The organism is Dissulfurirhabdus thermomarina (assembly GCF_012979235.1).
Classification (GTDB): Bacteria; Desulfobacterota; Dissulfuribacteria; order Dissulfuribacterales; family Dissulfurirhabdaceae; genus Dissulfurirhabdus; species Dissulfurirhabdus thermomarina.
This window is the reverse complement of the sequence record NZ_JAATWC010000001.1, coordinates 210,185-225,087: the sequence shown is the minus strand read 5'-3', so window position 1 is coordinate 225,087 and position 14,903 is coordinate 210,185. Positions and strand designations below refer to the sequence as shown.

Below are 14,903 nucleotides of genomic sequence, written 5' to 3'. Positions count from 1 at the left end.
CTTGCCTCTTTCCTCACGCGAATCCGTACCGCGCGAGCATCTCTTTGGTGAGCCCCGGGGGGGGCGCCGCCGCCTCCCGGGGCGTGAACATGAGCTTTTCAATATACTTCCCTATGATGTCCACCTCAATATTCACCTTGTCCCCCACCCGGCGAAGCCCCATGGTGGTGAGCCGGGCCGTGTGGGGGATGACGGCCACGGAGAACCGCTCGCCCCGGCACTCGTTCACGGTGAGGCTGATCCCGTCCACGGCCACGGATCCCTTCTCGATGACGTAGCGGGCGAGCCGGCCGGGGATCTCGATCTCGAAGAGGGTGAAGCGGTCCAGGGGCCGCCGCTCCCGGATGGTGCCCACGGCGTCCACGTGGCCGCTGACGAGGTGCCCGCCCAGCCGGTCCGAGAGCCGGACCGCCCGCTCGAGATTGACACGGGCGCCCGGCGACAGGGACCCGAGGGTGGTCCGCTCCAGGGTCTCCGGCGAGACGTCCACGGTGAACCGCCGCAGCGAGATGGTGGTGGCCGTGAGACAGACCCCGTTCACGGCGATGCTTTCCCCCTCCGCCGGGGCCTCCAGGTCGAAGTCGGCCTCGACGGCCATGGCCACGCCGCCGCCGGAGGGGCGGATCTCCCGTACCGTTCCCAGACCTGCCACGATCCCCGTGAACATCCCGGGACCTCCCCTTCAGCCCGCCGGCCAGAACCGGTCGACATCCCGGACCAGGCCGCGGACCATCCAGTTGTCGCCGAGGCGGCGGAGCTCCACATCGTGGAGCCGGGCCGCCGCCGAGACGCTCTCGGCCCCCCGGCCGGCCACGGCGGACCGCGCCCCCTCGCCGCCGATCACCACCGGGGCGTAGAAGAAACAGGCCTCGTCCACCAGGCCCGCGTCCCAGAAGGCCCCGTGGACCCCGCCGCCGCCCTCCACCAGGAGCACTTGGACCCCCCGCCCGGTCAGCTCGGCCAGGACGGCGGCAAGCTCCACCCGCCCGTCCCGCCCGGCGGGCACCAGGTGGACCTCGACCCCCGCCGCCTCGAGGGCCTCGCGCCGGTGGTCCGGCGCCCGCCCCGCCGCCCCGAACACCAGGGTGGGCGCGGGCGAGGCCACATGGAAGATCCGCCGATCGGGGGACAGGGCCAACGTGCTGTCCAGGACGACCCGAACCGGGTCGCGCCCGCCGCGGGCGAGGCGGCAGGTGAGCTGCGGGTCGTCGGCCGCCACGGTCCCCCGGCCCACCAGGATGGCGTCGGCCGCGTTCCGGAGGCCGTGGCCGTAGCGGCGGGCCCGTTCGTTGGTGATCCAGCGGGCATCACCCGTTCGGGTGGCGATCCGGCCGTCGAGGCTGCAGGCCGCCTTGGCCAGCACCCAGGGCAGCCCCGTGTGGAGCTGCTTGGCGAAGGGCGCCACCAGGCGGCGGCACTCCGCCTCGAGGCAGCCCACCCGGACCTCCACCCCCCGGGAGGCGAGAAAGGCCGCCCCGCCGCCCGGGACCCGGGGGTTCGGATCCCGCGTCCCGGCCACCACGCGGCGCACGCCGGCCGCGAGGACCGCCCGGGTGCAGGGCGGGGTCCGGCCCTCGTGGTGGCAGGGTTCGAGGGTCACGTAGAGTTCGGCCCCCCGGGCCCGCTCCCCCGCCGCCCGCAGGGCATGGACCTCGGCATGGGGGGTCCCCGCCCGGCGGTGCCAGCCCTCGCCGACGATCTCACCGCCCCGGACCACCACGGCCCCCACGGGCGGATTCGGCGCGGTCCGCCCGAGGCCCTTCCGGGCCAGCCGCAACGCCCGCCGCATGAAGCGGGCGTCGCGGTCCTCACTCCCCATGGGCCTCCCCCTCCACCGGCTCCCCCCGCTCCTCGTCCCGCCGGAGGAGTTCCTGCAGCTGGTCCATGAACTCCCCGAGGTCCTTGAATTGCTTGTAGACCGAGGCAAACCGGACGTAGGCCACGTCGTCCCACTCCCGGAGCCGGGCCATGATGCGTTCGCCCAGGAACCGGCTCGGGACCTCCCGGTCCCCCCGGTCCTGGATCTCCTTCTCCAGCTCGCTGACGAAGGCCTCCACCTGGTCCACGCTGATGGGCCGCTTCTCGCAGGCCTTGAGGATGCCCTCCACCATCTTCCGCCGGTCCAGTTCCTCCCGGCGCCCATCCTTCTTCACCACCATGGGACGGAACTCCTCCACCCGCTCGTAGGTGGTGAAACGCTCGCGGCAGGCGAGGCACTCCCGGCGGCGACGGATGGCCCGCCCGTCACGGCTCGTCCGGGAATCCACGACCCGGCTCTCCGGTGCATTACAGAAGGGACATCTCATGGGACACCCGCCAGGGGCCCGCGGCAGGAACGGCCGCCGCAGCGCGGAACTCTCTCCAACGCCGTCGTCATCTTGTTGCCGTCGGCCGGGGCGGGCGGCCCCCCGGCAGGGGCTCAGCCCGCCCCGGGACCGGCCCGGGTCACCGGGATGCCGGCCTCTTTCAACATATCACGGGAGAGGGCGTCCGCGTAGCCGTCGGCGTAGACCACGGCGCGGACCCCGGCGTTGATCAGCATCTTCGTGCAGATGAGGCAGGGGAGATTGGTGCAGTAGAGGGTGGCGCCGGCCACGGAGACCCCGTGGCAGGCGGCCTGGATGAGAACGTTCTGCTCGGCGTGGAGGCCGCGGCACAACTCGTGGCGCTCCCCGGAGGGGATCCCCATCTGTTCCCGGAGGCAGCCCACCTCGAGGCAGTGCCGGAGTCCGCTGGGGGCCCCGTTGTAGCCGGTGGCGAGGATCCGGTGGTCCTTGACCAGGAGCGCCCCCACCTTCCGCCGGAGACACGTGCTGCGCTGCGCCACGAGGTGGACGATGTCCATGAAGTAGGCGTCCCACGAGGGCCGCGCGTTCGCTTCCGGGTGGCCGCCCCGCTTCCGGCTCACGCGGCCTCCGAGGCCTCGTAGGCCGCCAGCCGGTCGCGGTAGAGGGGGAAGCGCCCGCAGAGGGCCTGGACCCGCGGCCGTATCTCGTCCGCCAGGGCCGCCTCCGGTCGGGTGAGGAGATCCACGATGTAGCCGCCGATCTCCTCCATCTCCGCCTCCTTCATGCCCCGGGTGGTCACCGCCGGGGTCCCGATGCGGATGCCGCTGGTGACCCTGGGCGGCTGGGGGTCGAAGGGGATGGCGTTCTTGTTCACCGTGATGCCGGCGCGCTCCAGGACGGCCTCGGCCTCGCGGCCGGTGAGGCCGCGGTTGCCGAGGTCCACCAGGAGGAGATGGTTGTCGGTGCCGCCGGAGACCAGGCGGAAGCCGCCCGCCTGGAGGACCTCCGCCAGCTTGGCGGCGTTGCGGACCACCTGCTGCTGGTAGGCCTTGAAGCCGGGAGCCAAGGCCTCCTTGAAGGCCACCGCCTTGGCGGCGATCACCTGCATGAGGGGCCCGCCCTGGATCCCGGGGAAGATCTGGCTGTCCACCAGCCGGCCGTGGGCCTCGGAGGTGAGGATGAACCCGCCCCGGGGCCCGCGGAGGGTCTTGTGGGTGGTGGAGGTCACGAAGTGGGCGAAGGGCACCGGGGAGGGGTGGATCCCCGCCGCCACCAGGCCGGCGATGTGGGCCATGTCCACCATGAGGTAGGCCCCCACCTCGTCGGCGATGGCCCGGAAGGCCGCGAAGTCGATGACGCGCGGGTAGGCGCTGGCCCCGGCCACGATCATCCGGGGCCGGTGTCGGCGGGCCAGCTCCGCCACCTGGTCGTAGTCGATGGTCTCGGTCTCGCGGCTCACCCCGTAGAAGACGGGATTGAAGAGCCGGCCGGAGAAGCTCACCGGGGCCCCGTGGGTGAGGTGTCCCCCGTGGGCGAGGTCCATGGAGAGGATGGTGTCGCCGGGCCGGAGGACGGCGAAGTAGACGGCCATGTTGGCCTGGCTGCCCGAGTGGGGCTGGACGTTGGCGTACTCGGAGCCGAAGAGCGTGTTCAGCCGCTCCACGGCGAGCCGCTCCACCACGTCCATGTTCTGGCAGCCCCCGTAGTAACGGCCGCCGGGGTACCCCTCGGCGTACTTGTTCATGAAGACGCTGCCCTCGGCCTCCATGACCGCCTCGCTGGCGAAGTTCTCCGAGGCGATCATCTCGAGCTGCCCGGTCTGGCGGAGGATCTCGGCCTTGAGAGCCCGGAAGACCTCCAGGTCGGTCTGGTAGAGGTGGTCCATGTTCGATACCCGCGTGGGGCCGCACGAACGGCGGCGGATTCGCGCCCCTCGGGCGGGGCACGCCACCCTTTTTATCCCATATGGGAAATAATGCAAACCGCCCGGGAGAGGGGACGGCGGGCCGCGGCTAGCCGGCCTCGATGAGCGCCACGCGGCGGGCGTGGCGCCCCCCGCTGAAGGGCGTCTCCAGCCAGAGGCGGACCATCTCCTCGGCCAGCCCCAGGCCGATGACCCGCTGGCCCAGGCAGAGGACGTTGGCGTCGTTGTGCTCCCGGCTCATCCGCGCGGTGAAGAGTTCGTGGCAGAGGGCGGCCCGGACCCCGGGAACGCGGTTGGCCGTCATGGACATCCCGATGCCGGTGCCGCAGATGAGGATCCCGCGCTCGCACTCGCCGCCGGCCACGAGGCGGGCCACCTCGCGGCCCTGGAGGGGATAGTCGGTGGAATCGCAGGAATGGCACCCGACGTCCACCACCTCGTGGCCCAGATCGGCCACCACGGCCTTCAGCCGTTCCTTGTAGTCGAAGCCGCCGTGGTCGGAGCCGATGGCAACCTTCATGGTGCGCCCCTCCGGCCGCTAGGCCTCCCGGTACCGGCGGAAGACCAGCACGGCGTTGGTCCCCCCGAACCCGAAGGAATTGGACATGGCCACCTCGACGTCGGCCTTCCGGGCCGTGTTGGGGACGTAGTCCAGGTCGCACTCGGGGTCCGGGGTCTCGTAGTTGATGGTGGGCGGGATGACGCCGGTCTCGATGGCCTTCACGGTGAAGACCGCCTCCACGCCGCCGGCGCCCCCGAGCAGGTGCCCCGTCATGGACTTGGTGGAACTGACGGGGACCTTGTCGGCATATTCCCCGAAGACGGTCTTGATGGCCCGGGTCTCGCAGAGGTCGTTGAGGGCGGTGCTCGTCCCGTGGGCGTTGATGTAGTCCACGTCCTCGGGGGCGAGGCCGGCATCGTCCAGGGCCATCTGCATGCACCTGGCCCCGCCCTCCCCGTCGTCGGGCGGGGCGGTCATGTGGTAGGCGTCCCCCGTGAGCCCGTAGCCCGCCACCTCGGCGTAGATCCGGGCCCCCCGCTCCAGGGCGTGGCCGAGTTCCTCGAGGACGAGGATGCCGGCCCCCTCCCCGATGACGAACCCGTCGCGGTCCTTCTCGAAGGGGCGCGAGGCCCTCTCGGGTTCATCGTTTCTGAGGGAAAGCGCCTTCAGGGAGGCAAAGCCCGAAAGCGCCAGCGGGACGATCACCGACTCGGTGCCCCCGGAGATCATCACGTCGGCCGCCCCGCACTGGATGGCGCGGCAGGCGTCGCCGATGGCGTGGGTCCCCGCCGCGCAGGCGGTGCAGACCACGGTGTTGGGCCCCTTGGCCCCGAAGAGGATGGAGATCTGACCGGAGGCCATGTTGGGGATGGCCATGGGGATGAAGAAGGGGCTGACCCGGGACGGGCCCTTCTGGACGAGGACGTCCCGGTAGTGCTCGATGGTGCCGAGCCCCCCGAGCCCGCAGCCGGTGATGACCCCGACCCGCGGCGCCTCCTCGGCCGTGATGCGGAGGCCGGCGTCCTCGAGGGCCATGGCCGCGGCGGCCACCCCGTAACGGACGAAGAGGTCCACCCGCTTGGCCAGCTTCTCCGGCATGAAGTCGGTGGGGTCGAACCCCTTCACCTCGCCGGCGATCCGGCAGGCGTAGCCTTCCGTGTCGAAGCGCGTGACGGGCCCGATCCCGGACCGGCCGGCGGTGACGGCGGCCCAGCTTTCCTCGACGCCGATGCCCACCGGGCAGAGCACCCCCAGCCCGGTGACCACCACCCGCCTCCGAGGCGGTCGTTCCAACGTCATCGGTCCTCCGTCGTCAGGATCCCTGTCGCTCGTTGATGAAGTTGATGGCGTCCTGGACGGTCTGCATCTTCTCGGCGTCCTCGTCGGCGATCTCGACGCCGAACTCCTCCTCCATGGCCATCACCAACTCCACCAGGTCGAGGGAATCCGCCCCGAGGTCGTCCACGAAGGACGCCGAGGGGACCACCTTCTCCTTGTCCACGCTCAGCTGGCTGGCAATGATCTCGATCATCTTCTCCTGCGTGCTCATCTTGGAATCCTCCCGTTGCTTCGCCGAGCGGCCCCGGCGGGGCCCGCCGCGGCCTCTGCGTGTATTGGTACGGCCCCTTGACCGGCCGTCAGGGCATCCACAGCCCGCCGTTCACGTGCAGCACGTGCCCGGTGATGTAACCCGCTTCCTCTCCCGCCAGGAAGGCCACCGCCGCCGCCACGTCCTCCGGCCGGCCCATGCGGCCGAGGGGGATCTGGGTGAGGATCCGGTCCCTGGCCTTCTCCGGCAGGGCGGCGGTCATGTCCGTCTCGATGAACCCCGGGGCCACCACGTTGGCCGTGACCCCCCGGGAGGCCACCTCCCGGGCGAAGGACTTGGTGAAGCCCTCGAGCCCGGCCTTGGCCGCGGCGTAGTTGGTCTGGCCGGGGTTGCCCATGGCGCCCACCACCGAACCGATATTGACCACCCGCCCCCAGCGCTGCTTCAGCATGGCCATGGCGGCCGCCCGGCAACAGTTGAAGACCCCCTTCAGGTTGACCGCCAGCACCCGGTCCCAGTCCGCCTCCTTCATGCGGGCGAGGAGGGAATCGCGGGTGATGCCGGCGTTGTTCACCAGGACGTGGACCCCCCCGTGGCGCTCCACCACCTCGGCGAAGAAGGCGTCCACCGCGGAGGTGTCGGCCACGTCGAACTGCGCCGTCCACGCCGTGCCGCCGGCGGCGGCCACCGCCTCGCGGACCTCCTCGGCGGCCCGGGCGTTGCCGGCGTAGTTCACGTACACGGCCGCCCCCTCGGCGGCCAGCCGGAGGGCGACGGCCCGCCCGATGCCCCTGGAGGCGCCGGTGACCACCGCGACCTTGCCATCGAGTCCTTGGCCCATTCTTCGGTCGGCTCCTTCCGTTCCTTGAAACGGCCTCAGGCCGAATCCTTGCGCCCGCGCAGCCGCTCGACGAGCACGGGCAGGATCTCGTGCACGTCCCCCACGATGCCGTAGGTGGCGAGATCGAAGATGGGGGCCTTGGGATCCTTGTTGACGGCCACCACGATCTCGGCGCCCTGCATGCCCACCACGTGGGGCATGGCCCCGGAGACCCCGAACCCCATGTAGAGGCGCGGGGCCACCGTCTCGCCGGTCTGCCCGATCATGCACCGGTGGGGGAGCCAGCCGGCGTCGGTGACCGCCCGGGTGGCGGCGAGCTCCCCGCCCACGAGCTCACAGAGCCGACGAAGGAGCTCGAGCCCCTCGCCCGGGCCGACCCCCCGCCCCGCCGTGACGACGATCTCCGCCTCGCGGAGGCCGCCGGACGCCTCCGTCTCGACGTGCTCCAGGACCTCGATCCCCCGCCGGAGCTGGGCCTCGTCCACCGCCACCGGGACCACCTCGGCCCGCCGGCCGGGCTCCGGCTTCGCCGCCCGGAAGACGTTGGGCCGGACCGTGGCCATCTGCGGCCGGCGGTCGGGGCAGACGATGGTGGCCATGAGGTTGCCGCCCCAGGCGGGCCGGGTCTGGCGGAGTATCCGGTCCGCGGGGTCGACGTCGAGGTCCACGCAGTCGGCGGTGAGCCCGGTCTCGAGGAGGGTGGCGACCCGGGGGATGAACCCGCGCCCCGTGGCGGTGGCGCCCGCCAGGATGACCTCGGGCCGCTCGCGGGCGGCGAGATCGGCCAGGATCCGGGCGTAGGGCTCGTCGGCGAAATCGGCGAGTTCCGGGTGGTCGGCCACGTAGACACGGTCGGCCCCGTGGGCGCCGAGCCCCTCGGCAAGCGCCCCCACCCCGTGCCCGATGAGGACCACGGAGAGGTCTGTCCCCAGCTTGTCGGCGAGCAGCCGCCCCTTGGACATGAGCTCCAGGGTCACCGGCGCCACGCCGCCCGGGGCCGTCTCGCCGACCACCCAGATTCCCTGCCACTGTTCCATCAACCCGTCCTCACCCGATGAGACCCCGCGGGCACGTGGCCGCGCAGGCGCCGCAAAGGTAGCACACTTCCCGCCGGATTGTCACCACTCCACCCCGGATCTCGATGGCCCCGGCGCCGCAGACCTCGGCGCACTCGCCGCAGCCATCGCACCGGGCGGCGTCCACCCGGGGAGCCCTCACCGCGCCAGGACCCCGGCCGCCCGGAGGCGCTCCAAGAGGGCCTCCACCTGGGCCTCCGGCGACCCCTCGAGCATCTCCCGCCGGGCGTCGAAGGAGGGGACGAAGGTCTCCACCACGCGGGTGGGCGACCCCGCCATCCCCAACCGGCCCGGATCGGCGCCGAGGTCGGCGCCTGTCCAGACGGGGATCTCCGCCTTCTTGGCCGCCATCTTGCCCTTGAGCGAGGGCACCCTCGGCGAGTTGAGCTCGGCGGCCACCGTGAGCACGCACGGCAGCCGGACCTGCACCACGTCGTAGCCCCCCTCGCGGGGGCGATGCACCCGCAGGGCCGCGCCCCCGTCCACCGGCTCCACCCGGGTGACACCGGCCACGCAGGGGACGTCCATCCGAGCGGCCAGGCCCGGCCCCACCTGGGCCGTGTCCCCGTCGCTGGTCTGGCGCCCGCAGAGGACCACGTCCACCGGCCCCAGGCGGCCGACGGCGAGGTGAAGGGCGTAGGTGGTGGCCAGGGTGTCCGCCCCGGCGAAGGCCCGGTCGGAGAGGAGGACCCCCCGGTCGGCGCCGCGGGAGATGGCCTCCCGGAGGGCCTCCTCCGCCTGGGGTGGGCCCATGGATACGGCGATCACCTCCCCCCCCACGGCCTCGCGGAGCTGGACCCCGGCCTCCAGGGCGTGAAGGTCCAGGGGGTTGATCACCGCCGCCGTGCCCTCCCGGATCAGGGTGCCCTTTTCGGGGTCGAAGCGGACGGTCTTCTCGTCGGGGACCTGTTTGATGCAGACGACGATCTTCATGGGTGGAGGCCCTTTCTCTGCGGCCGGGCGCCGGTCCGCCGCCGGCCTCAGACCGCCTTGTATTCCTTGTTGAGGGCCTGGGCGATGACGTTGCGCTGGATCTGGTTGGTCCCCTCGTAGATCTGGAGGACCTTGGCGTCCCGCATCATCTTCTCCACCGGGTAGTCCTTCATGTACCCGTAGCCGCCGAGCACCTGGACCGCGTCGGTGGTGACGCGCATGGCCATGTCGGTGGGAAAGACCTTGGCCATGGCCGAGAGCTTGGCGAAGTCCTTGGCGCCGGCGTCGATGGTGCGGGCCACGGCGTAGACCAGGGCCCGGGCGGCCTCGATCTCGGTGGCCATGTCGGCCAGCATGTGCTGGACGGCCTGGAACGACATGATGGGTTGGCCGAACTGGATGCGGGTCTGGGCGTGGCGCACGGCGGCGTCGAGCGCCGCCTGGGCCAGCCCCACGGCGATGGCGCCGATGCCCGGGCGGGCGAGATCCAGCGTCCGCAGCGCCACGATGTAGCCTTGCCCGCGGCGCCCGACGAGCCGGTCCTTGGGGATGCGGCAGTCGGTGAGGACGAGGGAACGGGTGGAGGAGGCGCGAAGCCCCATCTTGTGTTCCTTCTCGCCCACGGCGAACCCGGGGTCGCCCTTCTCCACGATGAAGGCCGAGGCCCCCCGGGCCCCCTTCTGGGGATCGGTCATGGCGATGACCGTGTAGATCTCCGCCTCGCCGGCGTTGGTGATCCACTGCTTGGTCCCGTTGAGGACCCAGTGGTCGCCGCGGTCCTCGGCGGTGGTCTGGATGCCGGCCGCGTCGCTGCCGGCCGTGGTCTCGGTGAGCCCGAAGGCCGCCAGGCGCTTGCCGCCGGCGATGTCCGGGAGATACCGCCGTTTCTGCTCCTCGGTCCCGAAGAGGATGACCGGCGTGATGCCCAGGAAGCTGGCCGCGTAGGTGGTGGTCACCGCGATGCACCCCCAGGCCAGCTGTTCCACGGCCAGGCACTGCTCGAAGCACCCGCCCCCGAGCCCGCCGTAGGCCTCGGGGATGCAGATGCCGAAGAGATCCGCCTGGGCGAGATCCTTCATGAGGTCCCAGGGAAAGGCCTCTTTCTCGTCGAGTTCCGCGCGGACCGGCACGATCTTCTCCTCGGCGATCTGCCGGGCCAGGTCCACGATCATCTGCTGCTCTTCCGTGAGAAAATAGTTGACCCGCGCCATCCGGTGTCCTTTCGTCACCACTTCAGGGCGGCCGCGCCCCAGGTGAACCCGCCGCCGAAGGCCAGTATGAGGACCCTCGTCCCGGGCGCCAATCGGCCCGCCCGGTTCGCCTCGTCCAGTGCGATGGGAATACTCGCCGCGGAGGTATTACCATACTTGTCAATGTTGATAAAGACCTGGTCCCTCGAGAGCCCGAGCCGATCCCGCAGGAAATCGAGGATCCGGACGTTGGCCTGGTGGGCGACGAGGAGGTCCACGTCGTCCCCTCTCCAGCCGTTGGCCTCGAGGGCCTCCCAGGCCACGCCCTCCAGGGAGCGCACGGCGTGCTTGAAGACCTCGCTTCCCTGCATCTCGATGTATTGCCAGCCCTTTTCGAGGAGCTCGGGCGTCACGGGATGGGCGGTTCCAAGGCCCCGGATGGTGAGGAGGTCGCCGAGGGACCCGTCGGCGTGGAGGTGGGTGGAGAGGATGCCCCGGTCCTCCCGGGTTCCCGTGAGCACGGCGGCGCCGGCACCGTCGCCGAAGAGGACGCAGGTGTTCCGGTCTTGCCAGTTGGTCCGCCGGGACAGCACTTCGCTGCCGATCACCAGGACCTTCAGGCGCCGGTTGTCGCGGATGAACTTGTCCGCCACGCTGAGGCCGTAGAGGAAGCCGGAACAGGCGGCCCCGAGGTCGAAGGCCCCGGCGTTCTTGGCGCCGAGGGCGTGCTGGACCAGGCAGGCCGTGGTGGGCATCGGGGTGTCCGGGGTCATGGTGCCCACGATGACGAGGTCGAGTTCCCGGGGGTGGACCCCCGCCATGTCCAGCGCCCGGCGGGCGGCCTCGGTGGCGAGGCGGGAGTTGGGCTCGTCGTCCCCGGCGATGCGGCGCTGACGGATCCCCGTCCGGGTGGTGATCCACTCGTCGGAGGTGTCCACCATCTTTTCGAGATCGAAGTTGGTGAGGACCTTCCGGGGCAGGCAGGCGCCCGTCCCGAGGATGATGGATCGTGTCGGCATGGTGGATGTAACCCGCGTCGCCTCGCCCCCGGACCGGGCCTAGGGCGCCGCCCGGAGGCCCTCCCCGCCGGCATCCAGGGAGGCGGCCAGCTTCTGGGCCAGACGGACCTCTACCAGATTGTGGGCCGCCCGGACGGCGTTCTTGATGGCCTTGGCCCCGGAACGGCCGTGGCAGATGAGCCCCACGCCGTTGATGCCGAGCAGCGGCGCCCCCCCGTACTCGGCGTAATCCACCCGGCGGCGGAAACGGCGGAAGGCGGACCGGGCCATCAGGTACCCCAGGCGGCCGAGGACGCTGCTCCCGATCTCGGTCCGGAGCATCTGAAGGATGGACTCGGCCAGTCCCTCGCTGAGCTTGAGGCAGATGTTGCCGACGAAGCCGTCGCAGACCACCACGTCCACGTCACCGCCGAAGACGTCGCGCCCCTCCACGTTGCCGACGAAATTCAAGGAACTCGCGGCAAGGAGGTCGTAGGCTTTCTTGACCTGCTGGTTGCCCTTGGTGTCCTCCTCCCCGATGCTCAGGAGGCCCACCCGCGGATCGGGCTTCTTCAGGATCTCGCGGGAGAAGACCGCGCCCATCACCCCGAACTGGAAGAGGTGCGGGGGCTTGCAGTCCACGTTGGCCCCGACGTCGATCAGGACGGAGGGAGTCTTCAGTGTGGGGATGAGGGTCGCGATGGCCGGGCGCACCCCGCTGATCCGCCCGAGGGCCACCATGGCGGTGGCCAGGGTCGCCCCGCTGTTGCCGGCGCTCACCACGGCATCGGCCTCGCCGGCGCGGACCAGGTCGAAGGCGACCCGGATGGACGAATCCTTCTTGCGCCGCAGAGAATCGGCGGGGGACTCGTCCATCCCCACCACCTGGGTGGCATTGTGGATCCGGACCGGCAGCCCCCCGGCGCCGTGGCGCCGGACCTCGGCCGCCAGCACGTCCTCCGCGCCCACCAGGACCACGGGGATGCCGAATTCCCGGGCCGCCGCGACGGCGCCCTCGACGAGGACGGAGGGTCCCCGGTCCCCCCCCATGGCGTCGACGGCAACCGCCACGTCAGGAAACGGACTCCTGCTCGGTGAAGATCTTGCCCCGGTACGCACCGCAATGCGGGCACACCCGGTGCGGGGGCCTCGGCTCGGTGCACTGGGGACACGGGGAGAGGCTACGGACGCGCAGCCTGTCGTGGGAACGGCGGTTGCCCCGCCGCGACCGGGATATCTTCCGCTTGGGTACGGCCATGATCTTCCTCCATGGGTTCCGGCGCCGGCGGCGGCTCCATTCCGCCCGGCGCGGCTAGTTCCCTTCTTCGGACTCGGAGCGCAACCCCTTGAGCACCGCGAAGGGGGATTCCGGCTCGCGCGGGGCACACCGGCACGGCTCCCGGTTGAGGTCGGCGCCGCAACCGGCGCACAGCCCCCGGCAGTCCTCCCGGCAGAGCCGCCGCATGGGCAACTGGAGCAGGACCTGCTCCCGGAAGAGCCCGGCCGCGTCCACGCTTACCCCGTCGAACTCGGAAAATTCCATGTCGTCGCTCACCAGCTCCACGTCCCGGGCCCGCCCGCCGGCGACCGGCCCGCCCGCCGGGGCGAGCAGGCAGGAAAAGGCCGCCTCCACCTGGAAGGGATAAGGCGCCAGGCACCGGCCGCAGACCAGCTCGAGCACCGCCCGAACCCGGCCCGTCACCGCCACGTCCCCGTCCACGAGGTCGAGGTCCATCTCGCCGGCGATGGGCCCGCGTACCGCGACCCGCTCCTCCCCGTGGAGAAGGCCCGGCATGTCGTCCCAGGCGAGATGGAGACCCTCTTCCGGGATGTCGTCCACCGCCACCAGGGCGTGAAATCTGGGAACGTCGGCCATGGAGGCTCTCCCGGGCAAGGCCCTGCCTGTCCGTGCCGCGAACCGACCCGGCACAAGGGGACGTACTATATAGAAGAAGCGCCCCTTGTCAAGCCGATCGGGGCCCCGTCAGCCGGGCCACCAACACGCCCACCTCGTAGAGCAGGTAGAGCGGCACCCCCATGAGCGCCATGTTGAAGACGTCCGGGGTGGGGGTGAGGACGGCCGCGAGGACGGCGATGGCCAGGACGGCGAAACGCCGGTAGCGCCGGAAGGTCTCCACCCCGCAGATCCGCAGCCGGCACAGCAGCGTCATCACCAGCGGCAGCTCGAAGACGATCCCGAAGGCGAGGAGGAAGAGCCCCACGAAGTTGACGAACTTCCCCACGGAGATCACCGGCCGGAGGTGGGGCGACTGGTAGCCGAGGAGGAAATCGACGCCGAAGGGCAGGGTCACGAAGAAGCAGAAGGCCGCCCCGCCGTAGAAAAGCACCAGGGCCGCCGGGAGGAAGAAGAAGGCGAAGCGGCGCGAGAGCCCGAAGACCGCCCGCAGGGCCCCGGCGAGGCGCCAGAGGAACCAGGGAGCCAGCAACGCCAGGGCCGTGACCAGCGACAGCTTGAGGAGGGCCACCACCGGCTCCAGCACCCCGAAGAAGGCGAGCCGCTGGTCGAGGTGCCCCTGGAGAAACCGCAGGAGCTCCGGCGAGTAGAAGTAGACGGCGGCCGTGGCCAGCCCCGTGGCCACGGCCCCCTCCAGGAGGAACCGGCGCAGATGCACGAGCAGCAGCCAGACCCGCTGGAGCAGGGTGGCCTCGCCCGCCGCCGTCACCGCCGGCCCCCTTCGACCCGGCCGCCGCGGCGCGCCGGGCGGCGGCTAGCAGTTGTCGCGCACGTACTGCACGGCATTTCGGAAGATGGCCAGCCCCGCCCCCTCCTCGGGGAGGTCCTCGCGGGTCCACCTCGGGTGGTTCGTCCGGTGGTGGAAGGCCTCCGGGTGCGGCATGAGCCCGAAGAGACGGCCGGTGGGATCGCAGATCCCGGCCACGGACCGGAGGGAGCCGTTGGGATTGGCGGGATAGTCCATGGTGGGGACCCCGGTGCCGGGGTCCGCGTAGCGAAGCACCACGAGGCCCTCGGCCTCGAGCCGGCGGAGGGTCTCGTCGTCCGCGGCCACGAACTTCCCCTCCCCGTGGCGGACGGGAAGCTCCAGGAGATCGAGCCCGCGGGTGAAGACGCAGGCAGAGGCCGGTTCGACGCGGCAGGTGACCCACCGGTCCTCGAAGCGCCCGGAGTCGTTGTAGGTGAGGCTGACACGGCGCTCCTCGTACCGCCCGCCGAAGCCCGGCAGGAGCCCCGTCTTCACCATGAGCTGGAAGCCGTTGCAGACGCCCAGGACCAGCCCGCCCTGCTTCACGAAGCGCAGCACCTGGTCCATGAGCCGCTCGCCGCTGCCGGCCACCCGGGCGTAACGCAACCGGTGGGCCCCCGCCTGGGCGGCCCCGAGGTTGTCCCCGTCGAGGAACCCGCCGGGGAGGTTGAGGAAGTGGTAGTCGTCCAGGCGGACGCTCCCGTCGAGGAGGTCGCTCAGGTGGACGACGTCCACCCGGTCGGCCCCCGCCGCCCGGCAGGCGTGGGCCATCTCCCGCTCGCAGTTGGTGCCGTAGCCCGTGAGGACGATGGCTCGGACCTGTTTGGCCATGGTGATCCTTCCCCTGTGTCGTCTGGAACCGGCCTCCTCAATACACCG

18 protein-coding genes and 1 pseudogene are annotated in these 14,903 nt (G+C 71.3%); all 19 read right to left on the bottom strand.

Annotation, left to right across the window (positions count from 1 at the left end):
* Nucleotides 1-13: 13 nt before the first annotated feature.
* Nucleotides 14-667, bottom strand: a complete 654-nt coding sequence (locus tag HCU62_RS01035) for a riboflavin synthase (protein ID WP_163299176.1) — start codon at nt 665-667, stop codon at nt 14-16.
* Between the two features lie 15 nt (nt 668-682).
* Nucleotides 683-1,819, bottom strand: coding sequence for a bifunctional diaminohydroxyphosphoribosylaminopyrimidine deaminase/5-amino-6-(5-phosphoribosylamino)uracil reductase RibD (gene ribD, locus HCU62_RS01030; protein ID WP_169755352.1), 1,137 nt, complete (start codon nt 1,817-1,819; stop codon nt 683-685).
* Complete coding sequence (nrdR, locus tag HCU62_RS01025; protein WP_163298337.1) at nt 1,809-2,306, bottom strand: transcriptional regulator NrdR; 498 nt, start codon at nt 2,304-2,306, stop codon at nt 1,809-1,811. Before nrdR ends, ribD begins: the two co-directional genes overlap by 11 nt.
* Before the next feature lie 113 nt (nt 2,307-2,419).
* Entirely contained in the window at nt 2,420-2,908 is a 489-nt protein-coding gene (locus HCU62_RS01020; protein ID WP_309474783.1) for a deoxycytidylate deaminase, read from the bottom strand.
* The gene (locus HCU62_RS01015; RefSeq protein ID WP_163298336.1) at nt 2,905-4,173 is read right to left on the bottom strand and encodes a serine hydroxymethyltransferase; all 1,269 of its coding nucleotides are present in this window, start codon (nt 4,171-4,173) and stop codon (nt 2,905-2,907) included. The genes HCU62_RS01020 and HCU62_RS01015 overlap by 4 nt, the downstream gene beginning before the upstream one ends.
* A 127-nt stretch (nt 4,174-4,300) precedes the next feature.
* A complete protein-coding gene (rpiB, locus tag HCU62_RS01010) occupies nt 4,301-4,732 on the bottom strand; it encodes a ribose 5-phosphate isomerase B (RefSeq protein ID WP_163298335.1) in 432 nt (143 codons plus the stop codon).
* An 18-nt stretch (nt 4,733-4,750) separates the two neighbouring features.
* Complete coding sequence (fabF, locus tag HCU62_RS01005) at nt 4,751-6,013, bottom strand: beta-ketoacyl-ACP synthase II (protein WP_163298334.1); 1,263 nt, start codon at nt 6,011-6,013, stop codon at nt 4,751-4,753.
* Between the two features lie 13 nt (nt 6,014-6,026).
* Nucleotides 6,027-6,272: pseudogene (gene acpP / locus HCU62_RS01000) on the bottom strand (acyl carrier protein); the annotation flags it as partial.
* Nucleotides 6,273-6,351: 79 nt separating this feature from the next.
* A complete protein-coding gene (gene fabG, locus HCU62_RS00995; protein ID WP_163298332.1) occupies nt 6,352-7,104 on the bottom strand; it encodes a 3-oxoacyl-[acyl-carrier-protein] reductase in 753 nt (250 codons plus the stop codon).
* 35 nt (nt 7,105-7,139) lie between these two features.
* Nucleotides 7,140-8,141, bottom strand: a complete 1,002-nt coding sequence (locus tag HCU62_RS00990) for an electron transfer flavoprotein subunit alpha/FixB family protein (protein ID WP_163298331.1) — start codon at nt 8,139-8,141, stop codon at nt 7,140-7,142.
* A 10-nt stretch (nt 8,142-8,151) separates the two neighbouring features.
* A complete protein-coding gene (locus HCU62_RS00985) occupies nt 8,152-8,322 on the bottom strand; it encodes a 4Fe-4S binding protein (protein WP_163298330.1) in 171 nt (56 codons plus the stop codon).
* Nucleotides 8,319-9,113, bottom strand: coding sequence for an electron transfer flavoprotein subunit beta/FixA family protein (locus tag HCU62_RS00980; protein ID WP_163298329.1), 795 nt, complete (start codon nt 9,111-9,113; stop codon nt 8,319-8,321). The genes HCU62_RS00985 and HCU62_RS00980 overlap by 4 nt, the downstream gene beginning before the upstream one ends.
* Nucleotides 9,114-9,160: 47 nt before the next feature.
* The gene (locus HCU62_RS00975; RefSeq protein ID WP_163298328.1) at nt 9,161-10,324 is read right to left on the bottom strand and encodes an acyl-CoA dehydrogenase family protein; all 1,164 of its coding nucleotides are present in this window, start codon (nt 10,322-10,324) and stop codon (nt 9,161-9,163) included.
* Between the two features lie 14 nt (nt 10,325-10,338).
* Nucleotides 10,339-11,322 carry a beta-ketoacyl-ACP synthase III gene (locus HCU62_RS00970; protein ID WP_163298327.1) on the bottom strand — a complete coding sequence of 328 codons (984 nt, stop codon included), beginning with the start codon at nt 11,320-11,322 and terminating at the stop codon, nt 10,339-10,341.
* A gap of 39 nt (nt 11,323-11,361) precedes the next feature.
* Nucleotides 11,362-12,372 carry a phosphate acyltransferase PlsX gene (gene plsX / locus HCU62_RS00965; protein ID WP_163298326.1) on the bottom strand — a complete coding sequence of 337 codons (1,011 nt, stop codon included), beginning with the start codon at nt 12,370-12,372 and terminating at the stop codon, nt 11,362-11,364.
* Between the two features lies 1 nt (nt 12,373).
* Entirely contained in the window at nt 12,374-12,559 is a 186-nt protein-coding gene (gene rpmF / locus HCU62_RS00960) for a 50S ribosomal protein L32 (protein WP_163298325.1), read from the bottom strand.
* A gap of 54 nt (nt 12,560-12,613) precedes the next feature.
* Nucleotides 12,614-13,177 carry a YceD family protein gene (locus HCU62_RS00955; protein ID WP_163298324.1) on the bottom strand — a complete coding sequence of 188 codons (564 nt, stop codon included), beginning with the start codon at nt 13,175-13,177 and terminating at the stop codon, nt 12,614-12,616.
* Between the two features lie 88 nt (nt 13,178-13,265).
* On the bottom strand, nt 13,266-13,985 hold the full coding sequence (tatC, locus tag HCU62_RS00950; RefSeq protein WP_163298323.1) for a twin-arginine translocase subunit TatC: 720 nt from the start codon (nt 13,983-13,985) through the stop codon (nt 13,266-13,268).
* A 45-nt stretch (nt 13,986-14,030) separates the two neighbouring features.
* Entirely contained in the window at nt 14,031-14,855 is an 825-nt protein-coding gene (locus HCU62_RS00945) for a phosphoribosylformylglycinamidine synthase subunit PurQ (protein ID WP_163298322.1), read from the bottom strand.
* Nucleotides 14,856-14,903 lie beyond the last annotated feature (48 nt).

Coding starts and splice junctions, on each gene's coding strand:
- HCU62_RS00970 (WP_163298327.1), bottom strand. CDS start 11,322: ATGCCGACACGATCCATCATCCTCGGGACGGGCGCCTGCCTGCCCCGG.
- ribD (WP_169755352.1), bottom strand. CDS start 1,819: ATGGGGAGTGAGGACCGCGACGCCCGCTTCATGCGGCGGGCGTTGCGG.
- HCU62_RS01035 (WP_163299176.1), bottom strand. CDS start 667: ATGTTCACGGGGATCGTGGCAGGTCTGGGAACGGTACGGGAGATCCGC.
- HCU62_RS00975 (WP_163298328.1), bottom strand. CDS start 10,324: ATGGCGCGGGTCAACTATTTTCTCACGGAAGAGCAGCAGATGATCGTG.
- nrdR (WP_163298337.1), bottom strand. CDS start 2,306: ATGAGATGTCCCTTCTGTAATGCACCGGAGAGCCGGGTCGTGGATTCC.
- HCU62_RS00980 (WP_163298329.1), bottom strand. CDS start 9,113: ATGAAGATCGTCGTCTGCATCAAACAGGTCCCCGACGAGAAGACCGTC.
- fabG (WP_163298332.1), bottom strand. CDS start 7,104: ATGGGCCAAGGACTCGATGGCAAGGTCGCGGTGGTCACCGGCGCCTCC.
- HCU62_RS01015 (WP_163298336.1), bottom strand. CDS start 4,173: ATGGACCACCTCTACCAGACCGACCTGGAGGTCTTCCGGGCTCTCAAG.
- fabF (WP_163298334.1), bottom strand. CDS start 6,013: ATGACGTTGGAACGACCGCCTCGGAGGCGGGTGGTGGTCACCGGGCTG.
- rpiB (WP_163298335.1), bottom strand. CDS start 4,732: ATGAAGGTTGCCATCGGCTCCGACCACGGCGGCTTCGACTACAAGGAA.
- HCU62_RS00990 (WP_163298331.1), bottom strand. CDS start 8,141: ATGGAACAGTGGCAGGGAATCTGGGTGGTCGGCGAGACGGCCCCGGGC.
- rpmF (WP_163298325.1), bottom strand. CDS start 12,559: ATGGCCGTACCCAAGCGGAAGATATCCCGGTCGCGGCGGGGCAACCGC.
- HCU62_RS00955 (WP_163298324.1), bottom strand. CDS start 13,177: ATGGCCGACGTTCCCAGATTTCACGCCCTGGTGGCGGTGGACGACATC.
- HCU62_RS00945 (WP_163298322.1), bottom strand. CDS start 14,855: ATGGCCAAACAGGTCCGAGCCATCGTCCTCACGGGCTACGGCACCAAC.